This window comes from Pantoea sp. AS-PWVM4, assembly GCF_000468095.1.
GTDB classification, from domain to species: domain Bacteria; phylum Pseudomonadota; class Gammaproteobacteria; order Enterobacterales; family Enterobacteriaceae; genus Pantoea; species Pantoea phytobeneficialis.
This window is the reverse complement of the sequence record NZ_ASZC01000002.1, coordinates 87324-104887: the sequence shown is the minus strand read 5'-3', so window position 1 is coordinate 104887 and position 17564 is coordinate 87324. Positions and strand designations below refer to the sequence as shown.

19 protein-coding genes are annotated in these 17564 nt (G+C 53.4%); 10 read left to right on the top strand and 9 right to left on the bottom strand.

Annotated features, from left to right (window positions below; all coding sequences use genetic code 11):
* Window positions 1-2 precede the first annotated feature (2 nt).
* The 8 genes from rlmH (at window position 3) to lipA (ending at window position 8195) form a co-directional block, all read left to right on the top strand.
* Entirely contained in the window at window positions 3-473 is a 471-nt protein-coding gene (rlmH, locus tag L579_RS00615) for a 23S rRNA (pseudouridine(1915)-N(3))-methyltransferase RlmH (protein WP_013508252.1), read from the top strand.
* Window positions 474-506: 33 nt separating this feature from the next.
* On the top strand, window positions 507-2411 hold the full coding sequence (mrdA, locus tag L579_RS00610; protein WP_021182367.1) for a peptidoglycan DD-transpeptidase MrdA: 1905 nt from the start codon (window positions 507-509) through the stop codon (window positions 2409-2411).
* 8 nt (window positions 2412-2419) lie between these two features.
* Complete coding sequence (gene mrdB, locus L579_RS00605) at window positions 2420-3532, top strand: peptidoglycan glycosyltransferase MrdB (protein ID WP_036624753.1); 1113 nt, start codon at window positions 2420-2422, stop codon at window positions 3530-3532.
* A gap of 10 nt (window positions 3533-3542) precedes the next feature.
* Window positions 3543-4634: an endolytic peptidoglycan transglycosylase RlpA gene (rlpA, locus tag L579_RS00600; protein WP_021182365.1), complete on the top strand. Its 1092-nt coding sequence runs from the start codon at window positions 3543-3545 to the stop codon at window positions 4632-4634.
* Window positions 4635-4761: 127 nt separating this feature from the next.
* Window positions 4762-5973 carry a D-alanyl-D-alanine carboxypeptidase DacA gene (gene dacA / locus L579_RS00595; RefSeq protein WP_021182364.1) on the top strand — a complete coding sequence of 404 codons (1212 nt, stop codon included), beginning with the start codon at window positions 4762-4764 and terminating at the stop codon, window positions 5971-5973.
* Window positions 5974-6066: 93 nt separating this feature from the next.
* Window positions 6067-6330, top strand: coding sequence for a DUF493 family protein YbeD (gene ybeD / locus L579_RS00590; protein ID WP_013508247.1), 264 nt, complete (start codon window positions 6067-6069; stop codon window positions 6328-6330).
* A 69-nt stretch (window positions 6331-6399) separates the two neighbouring features.
* On the top strand, window positions 6400-7053 hold the full coding sequence (gene lipB / locus L579_RS00585) for a lipoyl(octanoyl) transferase LipB (protein WP_021182363.1): 654 nt from the start codon (window positions 6400-6402) through the stop codon (window positions 7051-7053).
* Window positions 7054-7229: 176 nt separating this feature from the next.
* A complete protein-coding gene (lipA, locus tag L579_RS00580) occupies window positions 7230-8195 on the top strand; it encodes a lipoyl synthase (protein WP_021182362.1) in 966 nt (321 codons plus the stop codon).
* Between the two features lie 101 nt (window positions 8196-8296).
* On the opposite strand, the gene tatE is transcribed toward lipA, so the two are convergent.
* The 6 genes from tatE to L579_RS00550 form a co-directional block, all read right to left on the bottom strand.
* On the bottom strand, window positions 8297-8500 hold the full coding sequence (gene tatE, locus L579_RS00575) for a twin-arginine translocase subunit TatE (RefSeq protein ID WP_021182361.1): 204 nt from the start codon (window positions 8498-8500) through the stop codon (window positions 8297-8299).
* A 194-nt stretch (window positions 8501-8694) separates the two neighbouring features.
* Window positions 8695-9465 carry an amino acid ABC transporter ATP-binding protein gene (locus L579_RS00570; protein WP_021182360.1) on the bottom strand — a complete coding sequence of 257 codons (771 nt, stop codon included), beginning with the start codon at window positions 9463-9465 and terminating at the stop codon, window positions 8695-8697.
* Window positions 9462-10421 (bottom strand): amino acid ABC transporter permease, encoded by a 960-nt coding sequence (locus L579_RS00565; RefSeq protein WP_036624417.1) that lies wholly within the window; start codon window positions 10419-10421, stop codon window positions 9462-9464. The genes L579_RS00570 and L579_RS00565 overlap by 4 nt, the downstream gene beginning before the upstream one ends.
* On the bottom strand, window positions 10418-11305 hold the full coding sequence (locus L579_RS00560) for an ABC transporter substrate-binding protein (protein WP_021182358.1): 888 nt from the start codon (window positions 11303-11305) through the stop codon (window positions 10418-10420). Before L579_RS00560 ends, L579_RS00565 begins: the two co-directional genes overlap by 4 nt.
* 20 nt (window positions 11306-11325) lie before the next feature.
* Window positions 11326-12120, bottom strand: a complete 795-nt coding sequence (locus tag L579_RS00555) for a deaminated glutathione amidase (protein ID WP_013508240.1) — start codon at window positions 12118-12120, stop codon at window positions 11326-11328.
* A gap of 2 nt (window positions 12121-12122) precedes the next feature.
* Window positions 12123-13082, bottom strand: a complete 960-nt coding sequence (locus tag L579_RS00550) for an ABC transporter substrate-binding protein (RefSeq protein WP_021182357.1) — start codon at window positions 13080-13082, stop codon at window positions 12123-12125.
* Between the two features lie 128 nt (window positions 13083-13210).
* Between L579_RS00550 and L579_RS00545 the strand changes: the two genes are divergently transcribed.
* The gene (locus L579_RS00545) at window positions 13211-14566 is read left to right on the top strand and encodes an aminotransferase-like domain-containing protein (protein WP_021182356.1); all 1356 of its coding nucleotides are present in this window, start codon (window positions 13211-13213) and stop codon (window positions 14564-14566) included.
* On the opposite strand, the gene L579_RS00540 is transcribed toward L579_RS00545, so the two are convergent.
* The 3 genes from L579_RS00540 to pagP form a co-directional block, all read right to left on the bottom strand.
* Entirely contained in the window at window positions 14550-14975 is a 426-nt protein-coding gene (locus L579_RS00540) for a GNAT family N-acetyltransferase (protein WP_021182355.1), read from the bottom strand. The two genes, L579_RS00545 and L579_RS00540, sit on opposite strands and share 17 nt — an antisense overlap.
* 348 nt (window positions 14976-15323) lie before the next feature.
* A complete protein-coding gene (gene cspE / locus L579_RS00535; protein WP_006118399.1) occupies window positions 15324-15533 on the bottom strand; it encodes a transcription antiterminator/RNA stability regulator CspE in 210 nt (69 codons plus the stop codon).
* Between the two features lie 150 nt (window positions 15534-15683).
* Complete coding sequence (gene pagP, locus L579_RS00530) at window positions 15684-16256, bottom strand: lipid IV(A) palmitoyltransferase PagP (protein WP_369758259.1); 573 nt, start codon at window positions 16254-16256, stop codon at window positions 15684-15686.
* 971 nt (window positions 16257-17227) lie between these two features.
* Here pagP and L579_RS00525 point away from each other — a divergent pair.
* Window positions 17228-17473 carry a hypothetical protein gene (locus L579_RS00525; RefSeq protein WP_021182353.1) on the top strand — a complete coding sequence of 82 codons (246 nt, stop codon included), beginning with the start codon at window positions 17228-17230 and terminating at the stop codon, window positions 17471-17473.
* Window positions 17474-17564 lie beyond the last annotated feature (91 nt).

Sequence of the window (17564 nt, the reverse complement as noted above, 5' to 3'; positions counted from 1 at the left end):
CGGTGAAACTGCAGCTTGTGGCCGTCGGGACCAAAATGCCCGACTGGGTTCAGACCGGATTTACCGAGTATCTGCGCCGTTTCCCGAAAGATATGCCGCTGGAACTGACAGAAGTGACAGCAGGCAAACGCGGCAAAAATGCCGACATCAAACGCATTCTGGAAAAAGAAGGTGAAGCGATGTTGGCTGCCGTAGGGAAAGGCAACCGAATTGTGACCCTGGATATACCCGGACAGCCGTGGGAAACCCCACAGCTGGCACAGCAGCTGGAACGCTGGAAACAGGATGGGCGCGATGTCAGCCTGTTGATTGGCGGGCCAGAAGGTTTGGCACCGGCCTGTAAGGCCGCGGCAGAGCAGAGCTGGTCGTTGTCGGCACTGACGCTGCCGCATCCGTTGGTGCGTGTGCTGGTGGCTGAAAGCCTGTACCGAGCCTGGAGCATTACCGCCAATCATCCTTATCATCGTGAATAAACACCAGGCCACACCGGATATTAAACACAGCGGATGAAATTACAAACCAACGCCTTTCGCGATTACACAGCCGAACAAAAACTGTTTGTCCGACGTGCTTTAGTCGCCTTTTTCGGCATCTTCCTGCTTTCAGGCATTTTGGTGGTCAATTTGTACCACCTGCAAATTTTGCGTTTTGCCGATTACAGTACCCGTTCCAATGACAACCGGATCAAGTTGGTACCGGTCGCACCGAGTCGCGGCATTATCTTCGATCGTAACGGTGTTCCCCTGGCACTGAACCGCACCATTTATCAGGCTGAACTGGTGCCGGAAAAAGTCGATAACCTGAAGCAAACGTTGCAGGATCTGCGACCGATACTCGACCTCACCGATGACGATCTCGATGCTTTTGAGAAAGAGCGGAAACGGTCACGTCGTTTTACCTCAATCCCGGTAAAAACTGCGCTCAGTGATGTGCAGGTGGCCCGCTTTGCCGTTAACCAATATCGTTTTCCTGGCGTAGAAGTAAAAGGCTATCAGCGCCGTTACTATCCCTATGGTCAGACGCTCACCCATGTCGTCGGTTATGTTTCAAAAATTAACGACCGCGATGTTGCCCGCCTCGATCAGGAAGGCAAATGGCCGAACTATGCCGCTACCCACGATATAGGCAAGTTAGGTATCGAGAACTATTACGAAGACGTATTGCACGGCACCACCGGCTATGAAGAAGTTGAAGTCAATAACCGTGGCCGTGTGATTCGCCAGTTGCATGAACAATCGCCGCAGGCCGGGCGAGATATCTACCTCACCATTGACCTGAAATTGCAGCAGTACATCGAAACGCTGCTGGCCGGGAGCCGAGCAGCAGTTGTGGTCAGCGATCCACGTACTGGTGAACTGCTGGCGCTGGTTTCAACGCCAAGCTATGACCCGAACCTGTTTGTTGAAGGCATCTCCAGCGCAGATTACAAGTCATTGCTTAATGACGAAAACCGCCCGCTGTACAACCGCGCGTTACAGGCCGCTTATCCGCCAGCCTCAACGGTGAAACCCTATGTCGCGGTTTCGGCGCTCAGTGCCGGGGTGATCAATCGCAATACCAGCCTGTTTGACCCGGGCTGGTGGCAGTTGCCGGGTTCGGAAAAGCGTTATCGTGACTGGAAAAAATGGGGACACGGGCGTCTTAACGTCACCAAAGCGCTGGAAGAGTCCGCCGATACCTTCTTCTATCAGGTCGCCTATGATATGGGCATCGATCGCCTGTCAGAGTGGATGACCAAATTTGGCTACGGCCATCGCACCGGTATTGACCTGCCGCAGGAAAGTCCCGGTAACATGCCGACACGAGATTGGAAGCTGAAGCGCTTTAAGAAACCCTGGTATCAGGGCGATACTATCCCGGTCGGCATTGGTCAGGGTTACTGGACCGCAACGCCGGTGCAGATGAATAAAGCGCTGATGATTCTGATTAACGATGGCGTGATCAAAGTGCCGCATCTGCTGCGTGCCACCCGTGAAGGTCACACTATGGTGCCGTATCGCCAGGCCCCGGATGAGCCGATTGGTGATATTCACTCCGGCTACTGGGAGATTGCTAAAGATGGGATGTTTGGCGTAGCCAATCGCCCGAACGGCACTGCGCATAAAAGTTTTGCCGACGCGCCGTATAAGATTGCGGCTAAATCCGGTACGGCACAGGTTTTCGGTCTGAAAGCGAACGAAACCTATAACGCACACAAAATTGCTGAGCATCTGCGCGACCACAAACTGATGGCCGCCTTTGCCCCTTACGATAAACCGCGCGTAGCCGTCACCATGATTCTGGAGAATGGCGGCGCAGGCCCGGCTGTCGGTTCGGTGATGCGCCAGATTCTCGACCACATTATGTTAGGCGATAACAATACGGTGCTGCCAGAAGCAGCGCCGACGCCACCTGGTTATGAAGGTGATTAACAATGTCCATGAATGATAGCCCGCAGAAAAGATCAATCTGGATGCGCATCCATATTGACCCACTTTTTATGCTGGTGATCCTCGGCTTGCTGACTTACAGCGCCATCGTTATCTGGAGTGCCAGTGGTCAGGACCCGGGCATGATGGAGCGTAAAATCGGCCAGATTGTCATGGGGCTGGTGATCATGATTGTGCTGGCCCAGGTCCCCCCCCGCGTTTACGAGAGTTGGGCACCCTATCTCTATATTGTTTGCGTCATCCTGCTGATTGCGGTAGATGCTTTTGGACAGATCAGTAAAGGGGCACAACGCTGGTTGGATCTGGGGGTGGTACGTTTTCAGCCCTCGGAGATCGCCAAAATCGCGGTGCCGTTGATGGTGGCACGCTTTATCAACCGCGATGTGTGTCCCCCAACCCTGAAGAATACCGGTATCGCGCTGATCCTGATTTTCGCCCCGACGCTGCTGGTCGCGGCGCAACCGGACCTCGGCACCTCAATTCTGGTCGCGGCTTCTGGTTTGTTCGTGTTGTTCCTGTCGGGCATGAGCTGGAAATTGATTGGCGTCGCCGTTGTACTGGTGGCAGCCTTCATCCCGGTGCTGTGGTTCTTCCTGATGCATGATTATCAGCGCGCACGCGTGATGATGTTGCTCAATCCGGAAAGCGATCCCCTGGGGGCCGGTTACCATATTATCCAGTCCAAAATTGCCATCGGCTCCGGTGGACTGCGCGGTAAAGGCTGGTTGCATGGCACCCAGTCACAGCTGGAGTTTTTACCGGAACGCCATACCGACTTTATTTTTGCCGTCCTGGCTGAAGAATTGGGGCTGGTTGGCGTATTGGTCCTGCTGGTGCTTTATTTGCTGCTGATTATGCGCGGATTAGTTATCGCTGCGCGGGCACAAACCACTTTTGGTCGCGTGATGGCTGGTGGTTTGATGTTGATTTTATTCGTTTATGTTTTCGTTAACATTGGTATGGTTAGTGGTATCTTACCGGTGGTTGGCGTACCGCTGCCCCTGGTCAGCTACGGCGGATCGGCATTGATTGTATTAATGGCCGGATTTGGCATTGTGATGTCGATCCATACTCATCGAAAAATGTTATCTAAAAGCGTTTAAGAGGCTGCACATGCGTAAGGACTGGCTTGGGATTGCTCTGGCATCATTGGTATTGGCTGCCTGTTCCTCCCAGGAGGAACCGCAGAATACCGCCCCACCACAACCGGCCTACAATGGCCCGGTGGTTGAAATTCCTGGGGTGGAACCACGCTATGAACCGATTAATCCATCGACCAGTCAGGATTACAGCGTCAATGGCAAAAGCTATCGTATCGTTAAAAACCCCGCTAACTTCAGCGAAGTTGGTTTAGCCACCTCCTACGGTGATGAAGCCAAAGGCAATCGGACTGCGATCGGTGAAACTTTTGATCCTGACGCCATGACCGCTGCGCATCCAACCCTGCCACTGCCAAGCTACGTGCGTGTGACTAACCTGGCGAATGGTCGTCAAATCGTCGTGCGCGTCAATGACCGCGGGCCATATACCCCAGGGCGCATTATCGACTTGTCACGCGCCGCCGCTGACCGTCTGAACATCTCGAACAATACCCGCGTTCGCGTTGACTATATCAATGTCGCACCGGATGGCACGCTGTCCGGTCCTGGCACCATCGGCACGACGGTAGCGAAGCAGAGCTACGCCTTGCCCGCTCGCCCAGAATTGGGTGGCGGTACGGTGATGATGGGCGGAAGCACCAGCGCAGTCAGCGCACCGCCCGCGCAGGATGTCCGTGCAGTCGATAACAACACCCTGCAAAGCAGTGACAACATGGGTGCGCCCGTTCACAGTAACGGTTTCCTTGGCGCACCTCAGCCACTAGCCAGTGGCGTGCTGGAAGGCAGCGAACCGCAACCGACGGTAGCAACACCGACCCCAGCCCCTGCTGCCGCGGCACCGGTAGCGGCCTCATCCGCACCGGCAAGCGCAGGCAGTTATGTGGTGCAGGTCGGCGCCCTCAATGATTCCGCCCGCGCGCACCAATTAGCCGCCAGCCTGGGCCACCGTTTTGGCGTACAGGGGTTCGTAGAAGCCAACGGTAACGTTTATCGCGTGCAACTGGGTGGCTTTAAAACCCGTACCGAAGCGGCAGCGCTGCAACAGCGTCTGAGCAACGAAGCACAAATGAGTTCTTTTATCACCACCTCCCGTAACGGAATGTGATAATAACCACCAGGCATAGTTATGCCTGGTTACAACAGTTTTGCAAAGCAAGATGCCGCCAGATCAGGTGTTTGCTATAGTAAGGCACTTTTTTCACTCTAAACCCACGGATGTTGTAGTCCTGAACATGAATACGCTGAAACCTTCTCGTTTTCTGAAACGCCTGACAGTGGGATCACTGGTCGCCCTCTCTCTCAGCCATGCCGCCTTCGCGGATGATGTAAACCTTAAAACCATGATTCCGGGCGTGCCGGACATTGATGCTGAAGCCTATGTGCTGATCGACTATAACTCGGGCAAAGTGCTGGCCGAGAAGAACGCCGATGCACGCCGCGACCCGGCCAGTCTGACCAAAATGATGACCAGCTATGTCATTGGTCAGGCGGTAAAAGCAGGCAAAATCCATCAGGATGACATCGTCACCGTGGGTAAAGATGCCTGGGCCACCGGCAACCCGGTGTTTAAAGGTTCTTCACTGATGTTCCTGAAACCGGGCGATCGCGTACCGGTTTCGCAACTGACGCGCGGTATTGTGTTGCAATCCGGTAACGATGCTTGCGTGGCGATGGCGGATTATGTCGCCGGTAGCCAGGATGCGTTTGTTAACCTGATGAACAACTACGTTCAGGCGTTGGGTCTGAAAAACACCCACTTCCAGACCGTGCACGGCCTGGATGCAGACGGCCAGTACAGCTCAGCCCGCGATATGGCGCTGATTGGTCAGGCGCTGATTCGTGACGTACCCGATGAATACGCGGTTTACCACGAAAAAGAGTTCACCTTTAACAACATCCGTCAGTTGAACCGTAACGGCTTGCTGTGGGATACCAGCCTGAACGTTGACGGCATCAAAACCGGCCATACCGATGCGGCGGGTTATAACCTGGTGGCATCTGCCACCGAAGGCCAGATGCGTCTGATCTCTGCGGTGATGGGAGGTCATACTTACAAAGGCCGTGAAACCGAAAGCAAAAAGCTGCTGACCTGGGGCTTCCGTTTCTTTGAAACCGTCGCACCGTTGAAGGCCGGTAAAGAGTTTGCCTCCGAGCCGGTATGGTTCGGCAACAGCGATCGCGTCCAGCTTGGCGTGGAAAAAGATGCTTATCTGACCATTCCGCGTGGCCGTATGAAAGATCTGAAAGCCAGCTACGTGCTGAACAACACCGAGCTGCACGCACCGTTGCAGAAAAACCAGGTGGTGGGCAGCATCAACTTCCAGCTGGATGGTAAAACCATTGAACAGCGCCCGCTGGTGGTGCTGAACGAAGTCCAGGAAGGCGGTTTCATCAGTCGCATCATCGATTACATCAAACTGATGTTCCACCACTGGTTCGGCTAAGGCGCGATTGAAAAAACGCCACTTTGCCCCTATATAAGTTAATATTATTGCTCCCGCCCCGGCGGGAGCCTGTTTTTATGCACCGGAGTCAATATGAAAACCAAACTGAATGAACTGCTCGAATTCCCTACCCCCTTTACCTATAAAGTGATGGGTTTGGCGCAACCGGAGCTGGTTGATCAAGTGGTTGAAGTGGTGCAGCGTCATGCGCCTGGCGACTACAAGCCGGATGTGAAGCCGAGCAGCAAAGGCAATTATCACTCCGTTTCCATCACCATCATCGCCACCCACATTGAACAGGTTGAAACCCTGTACGAAGAACTGGGCAATATCGATATCGTACGTATGGTGTTGTAATGCTGACGCTGGCAAAGGGTTCTTTGCCAGCGTTATACTTTGCCTCTCACTTCTCTACCGGACTTCGTTTTGTCAGCCAATACGCTTCTTGTTCGTCAACTGGGTCAGCGCGACTGGCAACCCATTTCTGACGCCATGCACCGCTTTACCGATCAACGCGACAGTGACACCCCGGATGAAGTCTGGCTGGTGGAGCACAACCCGGTGTTTACTCAGGGTCAGGCAGGCAAAGCCGAACATTTGCTGATGCCCGGCGATATTCCTGTGGTTCAGAGCGACCGTGGTGGTCAGGTGACGTATCACGGGCCAGGTCAGCAGGTGATGTATGTGCTGATTGATGTTAAACGTCGCAAACTGGGCGTTCGCCAGTTGGTGACGGCGCTGGAGGAGACGGTAGTGGCCACTCTCGGCGATTACGGCGTCACCGCGCACGCCCGCCCCGATGCGCCCGGCGTGTACGTTGGAGAAGAGAAGATTTGTTCGCTCGGTTTACGCATCCGTAAGGGGTGCTCTTTCCACGGTCTGGCCCTGAATGTGGCGATGGATTTGGCCCCCTTCCTGCGTATCAACCCTTGTGGTTATGCCGGGATGCGCATGGCGCAATTGGGACAGTTTCAGCCCGGCGTGACCACCGCTGATGTGCAACCCCGCCTGGTGCAACACTTTGCCCGTTTGACGGGTTTTGCACAAAGTGAGTGGTTAAATGCCGATGTGCCGGGTTGACCTTGTCCGTCAGTGCGGATTTACAATTTTGTAACCTAACGGCATACACAGCGGCTGATTCCCGCGCTGCGAGATGATATAATTTTTGCAATTTTTTCAAATAAAGTTGAAAGCCTGGTTCTCAGTTTGAGTGAGGAAGCTTTCAAATCGCAATCCCGACCGGAACCTGCAGATTTATGAGTAAACCAATTCAGATGGAACGTGGCGTCAAGTATCGCGATGCCGACAAAATGGCGCTGATTCCGGTGAAAACCGTGGTCACCGAACGCGAGGAGATTCTGCGTAAGCCGGAGTGGATGAAGATCAAACTTCCTGCGGATTCCAGCCGTATTCAGGGCATCAAGGCTGCGATGCGCAAGAATGGCCTGCATTCGGTCTGTGAAGAGGCGTCCTGCCCTAACCTGGCAGAATGTTTTAACCACGGTACCGCTACCTTTATGATCCTTGGGGCTATCTGTACCCGTCGCTGCCCGTTCTGCGACGTGGCACATGGTCGCCCGAATGCCCCTGATGCCAACGAGCCGGTAAAACTGGCACAAACCATCGCCGATATGGCGCTGCGTTATGTGGTTATCACCTCAGTGGACCGCGATGACCTGCGCGATGGCGGTGCCCAGCACTTCGCCGACTGCATCAGCGCCATTCGCGAAAAAAGCCCGTCAATTAAGATTGAAACTCTGGTACCCGATTTCCGTGGTCGCATGGATCGTGCGCTGGAAATCCTTACCGCCACCCCACCGGATGTGTTCAACCACAATCTGGAAAACGTGCCACGCGTCTACCGTCAGGTGCGTCCGGGTGCGAACTACGAGTGGTCACTCAAGCTGCTGGAACGGTTTAAAGAAGCGCATCCGAACGTGCCGACCAAATCCGGTCTGATGGTCGGTCTGGGCGAAACCAATGCGGAAATCATTGAAGTGATGCGCGATCTGCGTCGTCATGGCGTCACCATGCTGACGCTGGGTCAGTATCTGCAACCAAGCCGTCACCACCTGCCAGTGCAGCGCTACGTTAGCCCGGCAGAGTTTGATGAGATGAAAGAAGAAGCGATGGCAATGGGCTTCACCCACGCGGCCTGTGGCCCGTTTGTGCGCTCCTCTTACCATGCAGACATGCAGGCTAAAGGATTGGAAGTGAAGTAAATTCGTAGCGGCGCGACACAAAACAAAAAACCAGACTGGCGACAGTCTGGTTTTTTTATAACGTAATAAATTTTTACACTTATTGACGTTAGCCGTAAAGATTACTCTTTATGGGTGACACGTTCTGCTGGTGCTTCTTCAGCAGTGCTTTTGGTTGCGGTGGATTCATCATCTTTCATGGCTTTTTTGAAGCCTTTGATTGCGGAACCCAGATCGCCACCCAGTGAACGTAACTTGTTGGTGCCAAAGAGCAGTACGATGAGAGCACCGATGATCAGCAGTTTGGCAATACTGATACCTTCCATAATTAACCTTTCAACCTTAGCGAAAAACGGTGACTGTTATTTACGCGCAGAAAGCTTAGCGGCTCAACTGCAATCTGTAACAGATTAAGATCAGGACGGCACACATTTGTAGCGGCGCGATTTATCGCGCAATAAATCGTGCACCGGATATTGCGCGATAAATCGCACCGCTACAGGGTGTCCCCAATCCTTGATCAGATAAAACGGCTCAAAAACGCCTGGGTACGCGGGTGCTGCGGATTACCTATCACTTGCTCCGGGCTGCCCTGCTCCACCACCACGCCACCGTCCATAAATACTACCCGGTCAGCGGCTTCACGAGCAAAGCCAATTTCATGGGTGACGACAATCATCGTCAGCCCCTGATCCGCCAGCGTGCGCATGGTTGCCAGTACTTCACCCACCAGCTCAGGATCAAGCGCCGAGGTGGGTTCATCAAACAGCATCAGCGCGGGTTTGATTGCCAACGCACGGGCAATCGCCACACGCTGTTGCTGACCGCCCGACAGATGGCGCGGCCAGGCATCGGCTTTATCACTTAACCCCACGGTAGCCAGCAACTCGCGGGCATGCTGTAACGCTTGCTGACGCGGAAACTTGTGCACGCCAATCGGCGCTTCAATGATGTTCTGCAACACCGTCATATGCGGGTAAAGATTGAACTGCTGAAACACCATGCCAATCTTCTGGCGCTGGTGGGCAATCTTGCGTGGCGACAGGCGATGCAAAATGCCTTTCTTCAGCTCATAGCCAATTTGTTCCTCACCAACCATGATTGAACCGGCGTTCATATCTTCCAGATGATTAATGCAGCGCAGAAAGGTCGATTTACCCGAACCCGACGGCCCGAGGATCACCACCACTTCCCCCGGAAACACATCGAGGTCGATGCCCTTCAGCACCTCATTGTCACCATAACTTTTCTGCACATTGCGGGCGCGCACCAGCGGCTGAACGTGACTCATACATCCTCCTTCTGCACCAGGGCACCACGACCGATATCCTCGCCCTGTGTGCGGCGTTTGGGCGCGACCACCGTGCGTTTGGTTCCGCGAGCATAGTAACGTTCGATCGCCGACTGACCGACATTCAGAATCGAGGTGATGATCAGATACCAAATCACCGCCACCATCAGCATCGGAATGATTTCAAAGGTACGGTTGTACACCGCCTGCACCGAATAAAGCAGATCGCCCATCGCAATCACGCTCACCAGCGAGGTGGCTTTGATCATGCTGATTAGCTGGTTGCCGGTCGGTGGAATGATGGAACGCATCGCCTGCGGAATAATGATGCGACGCAGTGCCCGCGTCCGGCTCATACCAAAGGCCTGGGTGGTTTCCACCTGGCCGTTATCCACCGACAGCAAACCAGCACGAATGATCTCCGCCATATAGGCCGCTTCGTTCAATGCCAGCCCGGCAATCGCTGCGGTTAACGGGGTGATCAGATCATTGGTGTTCCAGCTGGCAAAGGTAATACCGGTCCAGGGAACGGTAATCGACAGCGTCGGGAACAACGTTGACAGGTTGTACCAAAAGATCAATTGCACCAGTAACGGCGTACCGCGGAAAAACCAGATGTAGAGCGATGAGATGCCGCTTAACAGTTTGTTCTCCGACAGACGCCACACCGCCAACAGCAGACCCAACAACGTGCCGAGGATCATCGACACCACCGTCAGTCCAAGCGTGACCTGCAACCCCTTCAATACCGAGGCTTCCGTGAACCATTTCAACACCACGGACCACTCAAAGTTTGGGTTGGTCGCCACCAGCCAGAGAAAGTTGGAGGCGATCACCAGCACCACAATCCATGAGACCCAGCGTCCATATGTGGGCGCGCTGCGGGCAAAAGCCACGTCGCGCTGCTGCACGTCGGCCTTATCCCTGGCTCGCGAATCGTTGGTGTTCAAACTCATTTTGCCGCCCCTTTCGCCAGGTTACGCCCTGGTGCCTGCAACATGTTTCCGTCCAGCTTCCACTTCTTCATGATGGCTGCATAAGTCCCGTTGCTGAACAGCTCCTTATAAGCATCCAGCACCACGTTACCCAACTCAGAACCTTTCGGCACAACGGTGCCCTGGAAGATATCGCCAAAGCCGTTTTTCTGGCCTTTGCCGGACAACTCCAACTGACCATTCGCCTGCTCAACGAAGTACGTCAGCGGTGCCTGTGATGAGAAGAACGCATCAGAACGTTTTGAACGCACGGCAAGGATCGAAGAAGGCTGATCGGTAAAGGATTGCACCACAACCGCCGGTTTACCCGCTGCCACACAGGCATCGGATTGCTTGCGGATCACCTGTTCAGCAGACCCCGCCGCCATCACCGCGATACGCTTGCCGCAGGTATCCTCCAGACCATTGATCTTCGCCGGGTTGCCTTTCTGCACGCCGAACACCACAAACTCCTGCACGAAATCGATAAAGTCGACTTTTTCCTGACGGTCCGGGTAATCACCAATCGGACCAATCGCCAGTTGGTAACGACCAGAGTTAATCCCGGTCAGCACGCCAGACAGACCGCTAACGGTCGCATGTTCGATTTTCACCCCGAGCAATTGACCCAGCGCGTTGGCAAGATCGGCAGATGCACCGTCCATTGAGTGCGGGCCATTGACGATCTCATACGGAGGAAAAGATCCGTTATTCACGGCGATCATTTTGCCCGCGCTTTTAATCTCAGCAGGCAGACGGTCATGCAGCGCCTGATCCACTTTTTGGCTTGGAATAGCGTCAGCAGCCTGGGCGAACGATGCCGTCAGCCCTAAAGCCAGCGCGATTGCAGTTGTGATTTTTTTCATGCTCGAGTTTCCCAGTGCTGTCAGTGTGTATTCAATTCAGGTCGGGCAAAACGGCGGTTCTCAAGAACCGGCAAAACGCTGCGTGCGTAAGCGATACGTTGTGGATCGAGGTCGGCGAACACCAATGCCGCTGATTCAGGCGCTTTCGCAATCGCCACGCCGAGTGGGTCAATCACCAGGCTGTTACCGATATTGCGCGGGCCACATTCGCCTACCGCTACCATGTAGCAGGTGTTCTCCAGCGCGCGGGCGGTGGTCAGCAGCTCCCAATGCATCTCCTTCAGCGGCCCTTTCACCCAGGCCGCGGGCAGCACCAGTACATCAGCGCCATCCAGCACCAGGCGGCGTGCCAGCTCCGGGAAGCGCACGTCATAACAGGTCATCAGGCCCACTTTCATACCGGCAACCTCAACCAGCGGCGGTATGACATGACCAGGATTGACGCGTTGTGACTCCTGCATGGCAAAAGCATCGTAAAGGTGGAGTTTTTCGTATTCGGCAATGATTTCGCCATTGCGGATAGCAATCAGCACGTTCAGCGCTTTCTGTCCTTCAGTCGGGACATGCACGCTCATCATGGTCGTCAGATTATTGCCTTTACTGGCGGCCAGCAGTTGTGTGACAAACGGACCATCCAGCGGTTGCGCCGCTTTCAGTACCAGATCCGGGTCGGCGATATCACGCGCCAGCACACCTTCCGGCAGCACCAGCAAATCCGCGCCACCCGCCAACGCTTTGTTCATCAAACCAATGCAAATATCGGTGTTTTCCTGCCATTCGCGGCTGACCGCAAATTGTCCCATCGCAACTTTCATCATCACTCCCCCTGAGCCGCCGCCGGGAAAATCGCTTCCGGCGTCAGCAATGTTTTGGTTAAGCCCTGTTCGAACAGCTCACTGGCGAAATCCGCAATCATCTTTTTGTTAGCGGTAAATCCGTTTTGATTCCAGTCGGCCGGTAATTCCTGCGCGGTACGTCGCAAATCATCCAGTAACCACGGCGTGGTGTCGGCATATTTCTCGCGTTTCTTCATCCACAGCTGGTACGAACGATCGATAATCTCACTCAATGCCTGCGGCAGCCACGGATGTTCCGCTGCCAGCGCCGGTTTCATTGCCAGAATATGGATCCCCGGGACATAGCCCACACGGTTGAAGTAATCACGCTCGGCGCTGGCGAAATCCGGCTGCAACTGGCGCAGGCCCGATCCCGGCAGGAAGAAACCTTCCGGCATAAAGGGGGTGAAGACGGCATCCAGCTCACCGGCCTTCAGCAGTTCAATCAGAGGACGTTCACCCGGAGCCACTTCAATGCGTCCCGGACGCCCAAAGCCTGCCAGACGATCAACAATCGGATGATCCGCCGTCAGACGGCCCGCAAACCAGTATGCGTCATCAATGCCGACCCCGGCTTCGCGCAGTACGGTGCGTGTCCAGGTATTGCCGGAGTCCTGCCAGCCGGTGACACCAATCTTCTTCCCTTTCAGCTGGGCTGGCGTCGTGATCGGGCTATCCGCCGTGGTGATGATGCAGCGCTGGCGGAAGCCACGCATCAGAAAATGGGGCAGACCAAGCAGCGAGGTATCGCCTTTGGCACGCGCCTGGGCATAACGGCTGAACGAGACTTCGCCCGCGTCATATTTTTCGCTGGTGCCAAGGTTATCAACCAGCGTACCGACGCGGTCAATTTCCAGCTGAAATCCTTCCGGCTTGATGTCGCCGAGTGCCAGCGGTGTGAAGTAATCCCAGTCACGAACCGCCAGTCTGATGGTTACCATATTCGTCGTTTCCCCGTGTGCAGCCACGCTGCGTTTAGTTATTCAGCAAATAGTGCTTGAATTTGATACTAAATCGGGAATACTAATCTGAACAATAAATACTTTGTTACTGAACAAAGGTTTTTCTTATGACGCAAACGGTAGATATCGACTGGTTCAGCGCGCAAATTACCGATGCGTCGGTAAAGGGCATCACGCTCACCGCTTCCACCTTAATTCGCGATGGTCAGATTGCCGTAGGCATGCAAATGCCCGCGGTGCGCGAGCTGGCGGAACTGCTGGGAGTGAGCCCGGCGACGGTCTCGGCAGCCTGGTCACAGTTAAAAAAACAAAAAGTGCTGGCGGGTAAAGGGCGTAGCGGCGTCTGGGTGTGCGGTAATACGGTGATGCCGCGACCGATTCGCTTTGAGAAAATCGGCAACTACGGCGATAACATTCAGGCAGATTTGGCGATGGCCTCCCCCGATCCGGCGCTGTTGCCGAATCTGCATGCGGCGATGCTGGCGGGCATTCAATCACCCCAGTTGAATAGTTACCATCGTGAAGCCATTTCACCGCAGTTGCTGGCAGCGATTAAGCCGCGCTGGCCCTACCCGGCGGAGTCATGGCTGGCGACGGATGGCGGTTTTGATGCCATGAATGTCATCGTGCAGACGCTGCTGTCGCCTGGCGACAGGGTGGTGCTCGAAGATCCCACCGCAACCCGTTTGCTGGATATGCTGGATAACATTGGCGCAGAAATTCTGCCGCTGCCATGCGATGAACAGGGCCCCATCCCTTCTGCCTTAGCCGCACACCTGCATAAATCCCCGGCGATGTTTATCTACCAACCCCGCACCCATTCGACCACTGGGCATACCGTGACGCAGCAACGCAGCGCTGAACTCGCGCGCGTGTTAGCCAATAGCAAAACGCTGATCGTTGAGGATGACGGGATTGGTGATCTGTCTCGCTGGCCGGTGTGGAGCCTGGGTTTCCACTTTCCTGAACGCGTGGTGCATGTGCATTCGTTTTCCAAAGCCTATGGCCCGGATTTGCGACTGGCCGTACTCTCCGCCCCCGCAGAACTGGTGAAGCGTATTCAGGCCTGGCGTAACTTCGGCGTCAGTTGGACCAGCCGAATTTTGCAGGATGCGGTGGCGTGGATGCTGACAGACACCACCACCCAGCAGCAAGTGGCGCAGGCGAAAACAATCTATCGTGAACGTCGTCAGCAGTTGTTGAACGCCCTGCTGGCACGCGGGCTGGCGCTGACCGATCGCGATGGCCTGAGTCTGTATATTCCGGTAGCGTCAGAACAATATGCCATGATTACGCTGGCGGCCCGAGGAATCGCCGCCGTGCCAGGTGAACGTTACAGTATCAATGCCGAACAATTTATCCGCGTCAGCACTGCTATGTTCCCTTTGCAACAACTTGACAGTATTGCTGACGCGCTGGTGATTGCATCCGGACGGGAAATTAACCTTAACCCAGATCTTTGATGTGATAGCGTGGGGATTCGACATAACCTTCACGCGCGTAAAACTGGTTAGCTTTCAGGCGTGATGCGTGGCAGTGCACCTCCATCCGGTCACAGCCGCGCTCACGCGCCAGTTGTTCGGCATAGTTAAGCAATTGCTGACCACTCCCCTTACTGCGCTCACCTTCCGCGATACAAAAGTAGCTGATACGGGCGAAATCGCCGGCCAGCGCCAGTTGCGGAATGAAATGAAGCGAGAGAAATCCGAGGACCTGCGTACCATGCTCCGCCACCAGCAAGACTTCATCCGGATGGCTGGAAAGCTGTGCTAAACGTGAATCAATAAACTCTTCCGTACCTGCGTAACCCAGTTCAGTGAGCAGGGCACTCAGAGCAAAACTGTCTTTCGCCTGTGCCTGACGTATGTTCATCCAGCCTCCTCATTAATCCATTTCCAGCTGTTATATAGCGTTGCCAGCAAAAAAGCTGCAAGTAAGGATTGTTATGGGGATGTTACGAGAATTATCTGTGAGTTACCCCGCAGATCGTGCCCTATCATGCGCCTGTCATCAGGGCTTAAGGATGCGTTAATATTGCTTTGCCATCCTGACCTGGAGCTTACAGGAGGCAGAAATCATGAAGAGTATGATACCCCGTACAATGGATGAAATGCTGGCAATCACCATCAGCAGTTTCGCCATCATTGCCTGGGCCATTATTTGGTGGCAGGCATAAAAAAACCCGCCAGAAGGCGGGTTTTTAGAATTCTGCGTGTTAACTTACAGGCTGATAACGTTAGCAGCAGATGGGCCTTTAGCGCCGTCGGTGATTTCAAACTCAACGCGCTGACCTTCAGCCAGAGTTTTGAAGCCGTTGCTCTGGATAGCAGAGAAGTGTACGAATACATCTTTGCTGCCATCTTCAGGAGTAATGAAACCGAATCCTTTAGATTCATTAAACCACTTAACGTTACCTTTGATCTTGGACATCTATATTACCTTTACATGAAAAATGGACACTAAACTGTGTCGGCGCCTAGTACAGCAATTGCGGTGACATTTGTCCAGTGCGAATTGATGAAAAAGTGATAAATATCGCCTTTTTCGTCAGCCTTTACACTTTTCATCCGTCTTCCCAGGTCAGAACTGAAATCTCAACCAGGCAAAATAGACATTTCCATTGTTGTAAGTGCCTGGAATATAAGTCATTTGAAAGGTAACAGGCCCATATCCCACTGAAGCCATCGGCAACAAAACCGGAATCGGGATATAGTTCCAGTTATCCCTGGCCGTTACACCGGCCGTGAAGCCTGCGCCAAAGTGAAAATTATCATCCCTCAGAGGACGCCATGTAGCTTCCCAACCGTAGCCGCCGATCGGTTCCCATTTGTTAAATGAGTCCTTAAACGCCATCAGGTAGAGGCCATGCCAGTTCCCTTTGTCATCCCAACGAGAGATACCACCGCCAGCGCCCCAGGGCCGCTCATTGTACCTGTCGATATGTTCCTGATCATAGGTCCAGCGGTTATGCCAGGTAATGGCAGGCAAGTAGAAGTCATAGTTTTGTGGCTGCGACCATGTCTGGGCCACATTGTCAGTGAAAGTATTCCAGCCAGACTTGATAGCCTGCGTGGTGGTGTCAGCCTGAGCAGAAGAAACGCCCGCAACGATCAAAAAACAGCCGGCAAAGGCTGTAGAAACGTACCGATTCACAACAATCATTCCTGTAACACAATTCTTATGATGGCAAGACATCAGACACTTATCTGAAATCTGCCTAAAATTAATGCTATTACCTGAAAAGCATAATAAAAATGGACCTGATACTCTCCAGGCATTATCTGGATTGATCCAGGGATCGTCTTCATGGTCAGACGCATGAAGGGTGCATGTTACCGATAATGCGATGAGATAACTGGAACAAGAGATAAACGAAACCGGCATTATCGCCATTGATAAAATGTGCACTCCTGCCCTGTTGGCAATTGCTTAAAATTGCTTAATTTTCAGCAAGCTGGATTTGATTGTTGATAACGTAAATAAATTAACGAAATTTATTGTTTGAACTGATGCGGGGAATGAGATAAATCTCAGGGTTCCAGGAAGGAGATGAGGAGGAATGCTGATGACTATCCGTTGTAGCCGTTGTGGATGCGCACGATTCTTTTATACATTGAACGGTACCAAGCTAACCCGAGAGCAGCATCACGGAGCCTGCTGTGCTGCCTGCCGCAAACCGCTAAATCTGCGGGATGTGGTTCTGCCGATACCTCGTACTTTTCCTGCGGCATTCACCAATGCAGATTGAGTCTGAAGCGGTACCCGCAGGTGCCAGATAGCGTCAGAAAATCAATTTAAACACGCCAGTAATCGTCAAGAGTCCAACAATGAAGATGATAGCGATGATCCACAGGATTATTTTCATTTTCAGCTCCTTGTTACGTCATAAATAGCGCCTGCTCACTCCAGTATAGACGAAAATTCTACCCTTGCTGCCAGGTGCGATGCCTGTCACGCCATCTTGCTGTCGTTTCGTTTACCTGAAGATTATTTCTGCGACCGGGATCGCAGCTGAAGATTTTTCTTAAGTTTGCCGCTTCGTTCTCCGCCTCAGCACTGTCTAAACTTACAGCGCCTGTAGCAGGCCTCAATTGTTATCACTGCCTAAGTAACAAGGAGATTCTATGAGCACGATAAATACCAGCATGGGACGTTATAGCCTTAAGGCAAAGGACTATGGCAATCATATCAGTGGCAGCATTGCCATAAACGATGAAGGTGGCACGCAGCTCACCATGCAGGAGTTTAAAGAGCATTATCTTGACGATGTCGTCAACAATGTCATTTATCCTGTCACCGGTGGTAACCGTGAGATTACTCGCGCGCTGCGAGATCAAATGGTAAAAGCGGGATTTGAACAACCGCACTGAGTTTTTGGGCCACGGTTTGTGGCCCTTTGCTTTGCATAATCCTCACTTGCCGTTATTACGCAATCGTCGCAGGATGGAGTCTCCATTTTTC

Bases quoted from the DNA above. Each gene is read 5' to 3' on its own strand.
- mrdA (WP_021182367.1), top strand. From the start codon at position 507: ATGAAATTACAAACCAACGCCTTTCGCGATTACACAGCCGAACAAAAA.
- mrdB (WP_036624753.1), top strand. From the start codon at position 2,420: ATGAATGATAGCCCGCAGAAAAGATCAATCTGGATGCGCATCCATATT.
- rlpA (WP_021182365.1), top strand. From the start codon at position 3,543: ATGCGTAAGGACTGGCTTGGGATTGCTCTGGCATCATTGGTATTGGCT.
- dacA (WP_021182364.1), top strand. From the start codon at position 4,762: ATGAATACGCTGAAACCTTCTCGTTTTCTGAAACGCCTGACAGTGGGA.
- ybeD (WP_013508247.1), top strand. From the start codon at position 6,067: ATGAAAACCAAACTGAATGAACTGCTCGAATTCCCTACCCCCTTTACC.
- lipA (WP_021182362.1), top strand. From the start codon at position 7,230: ATGAGTAAACCAATTCAGATGGAACGTGGCGTCAAGTATCGCGATGCC.
- tatE (WP_021182361.1), bottom strand. From the start codon at position 8,500: ATGGAAGGTATCAGTATTGCCAAACTGCTGATCATCGGTGCTCTCATC.
- L579_RS00570 (WP_021182360.1), bottom strand. From the start codon at position 9,465: ATGAGTCACGTTCAGCCGCTGGTGCGCGCCCGCAATGTGCAGAAAAGT.
- L579_RS00565 (WP_036624417.1), bottom strand. From the start codon at position 10,421: ATGAGTTTGAACACCAACGATTCGCGAGCCAGGGATAAGGCCGACGTG.
- L579_RS00560 (WP_021182358.1), bottom strand. From the start codon at position 11,305: ATGAAAAAAATCACAACTGCAATCGCGCTGGCTTTAGGGCTGACGGCA.
- L579_RS00555 (WP_013508240.1), bottom strand. From the start codon at position 12,120: ATGAAAGTTGCGATGGGACAATTTGCGGTCAGCCGCGAATGGCAGGAA.
- L579_RS00550 (WP_021182357.1), bottom strand. From the start codon at position 13,082: ATGGTAACCATCAGACTGGCGGTTCGTGACTGGGATTACTTCACACCG.
- L579_RS00545 (WP_021182356.1), top strand. From the start codon at position 13,211: ATGACGCAAACGGTAGATATCGACTGGTTCAGCGCGCAAATTACCGAT.
- L579_RS00540 (WP_021182355.1), bottom strand. From the start codon at position 14,975: ATGAACATACGTCAGGCACAGGCGAAAGACAGTTTTGCTCTGAGTGCC.
- cspE (WP_006118399.1), bottom strand. From the start codon at position 15,533: ATGTCCAAGATCAAAGGTAACGTTAAGTGGTTTAATGAATCTAAAGGA.
- L579_RS00525 (WP_021182353.1), top strand. From the start codon at position 17,228: ATGAGCACGATAAATACCAGCATGGGACGTTATAGCCTTAAGGCAAAG.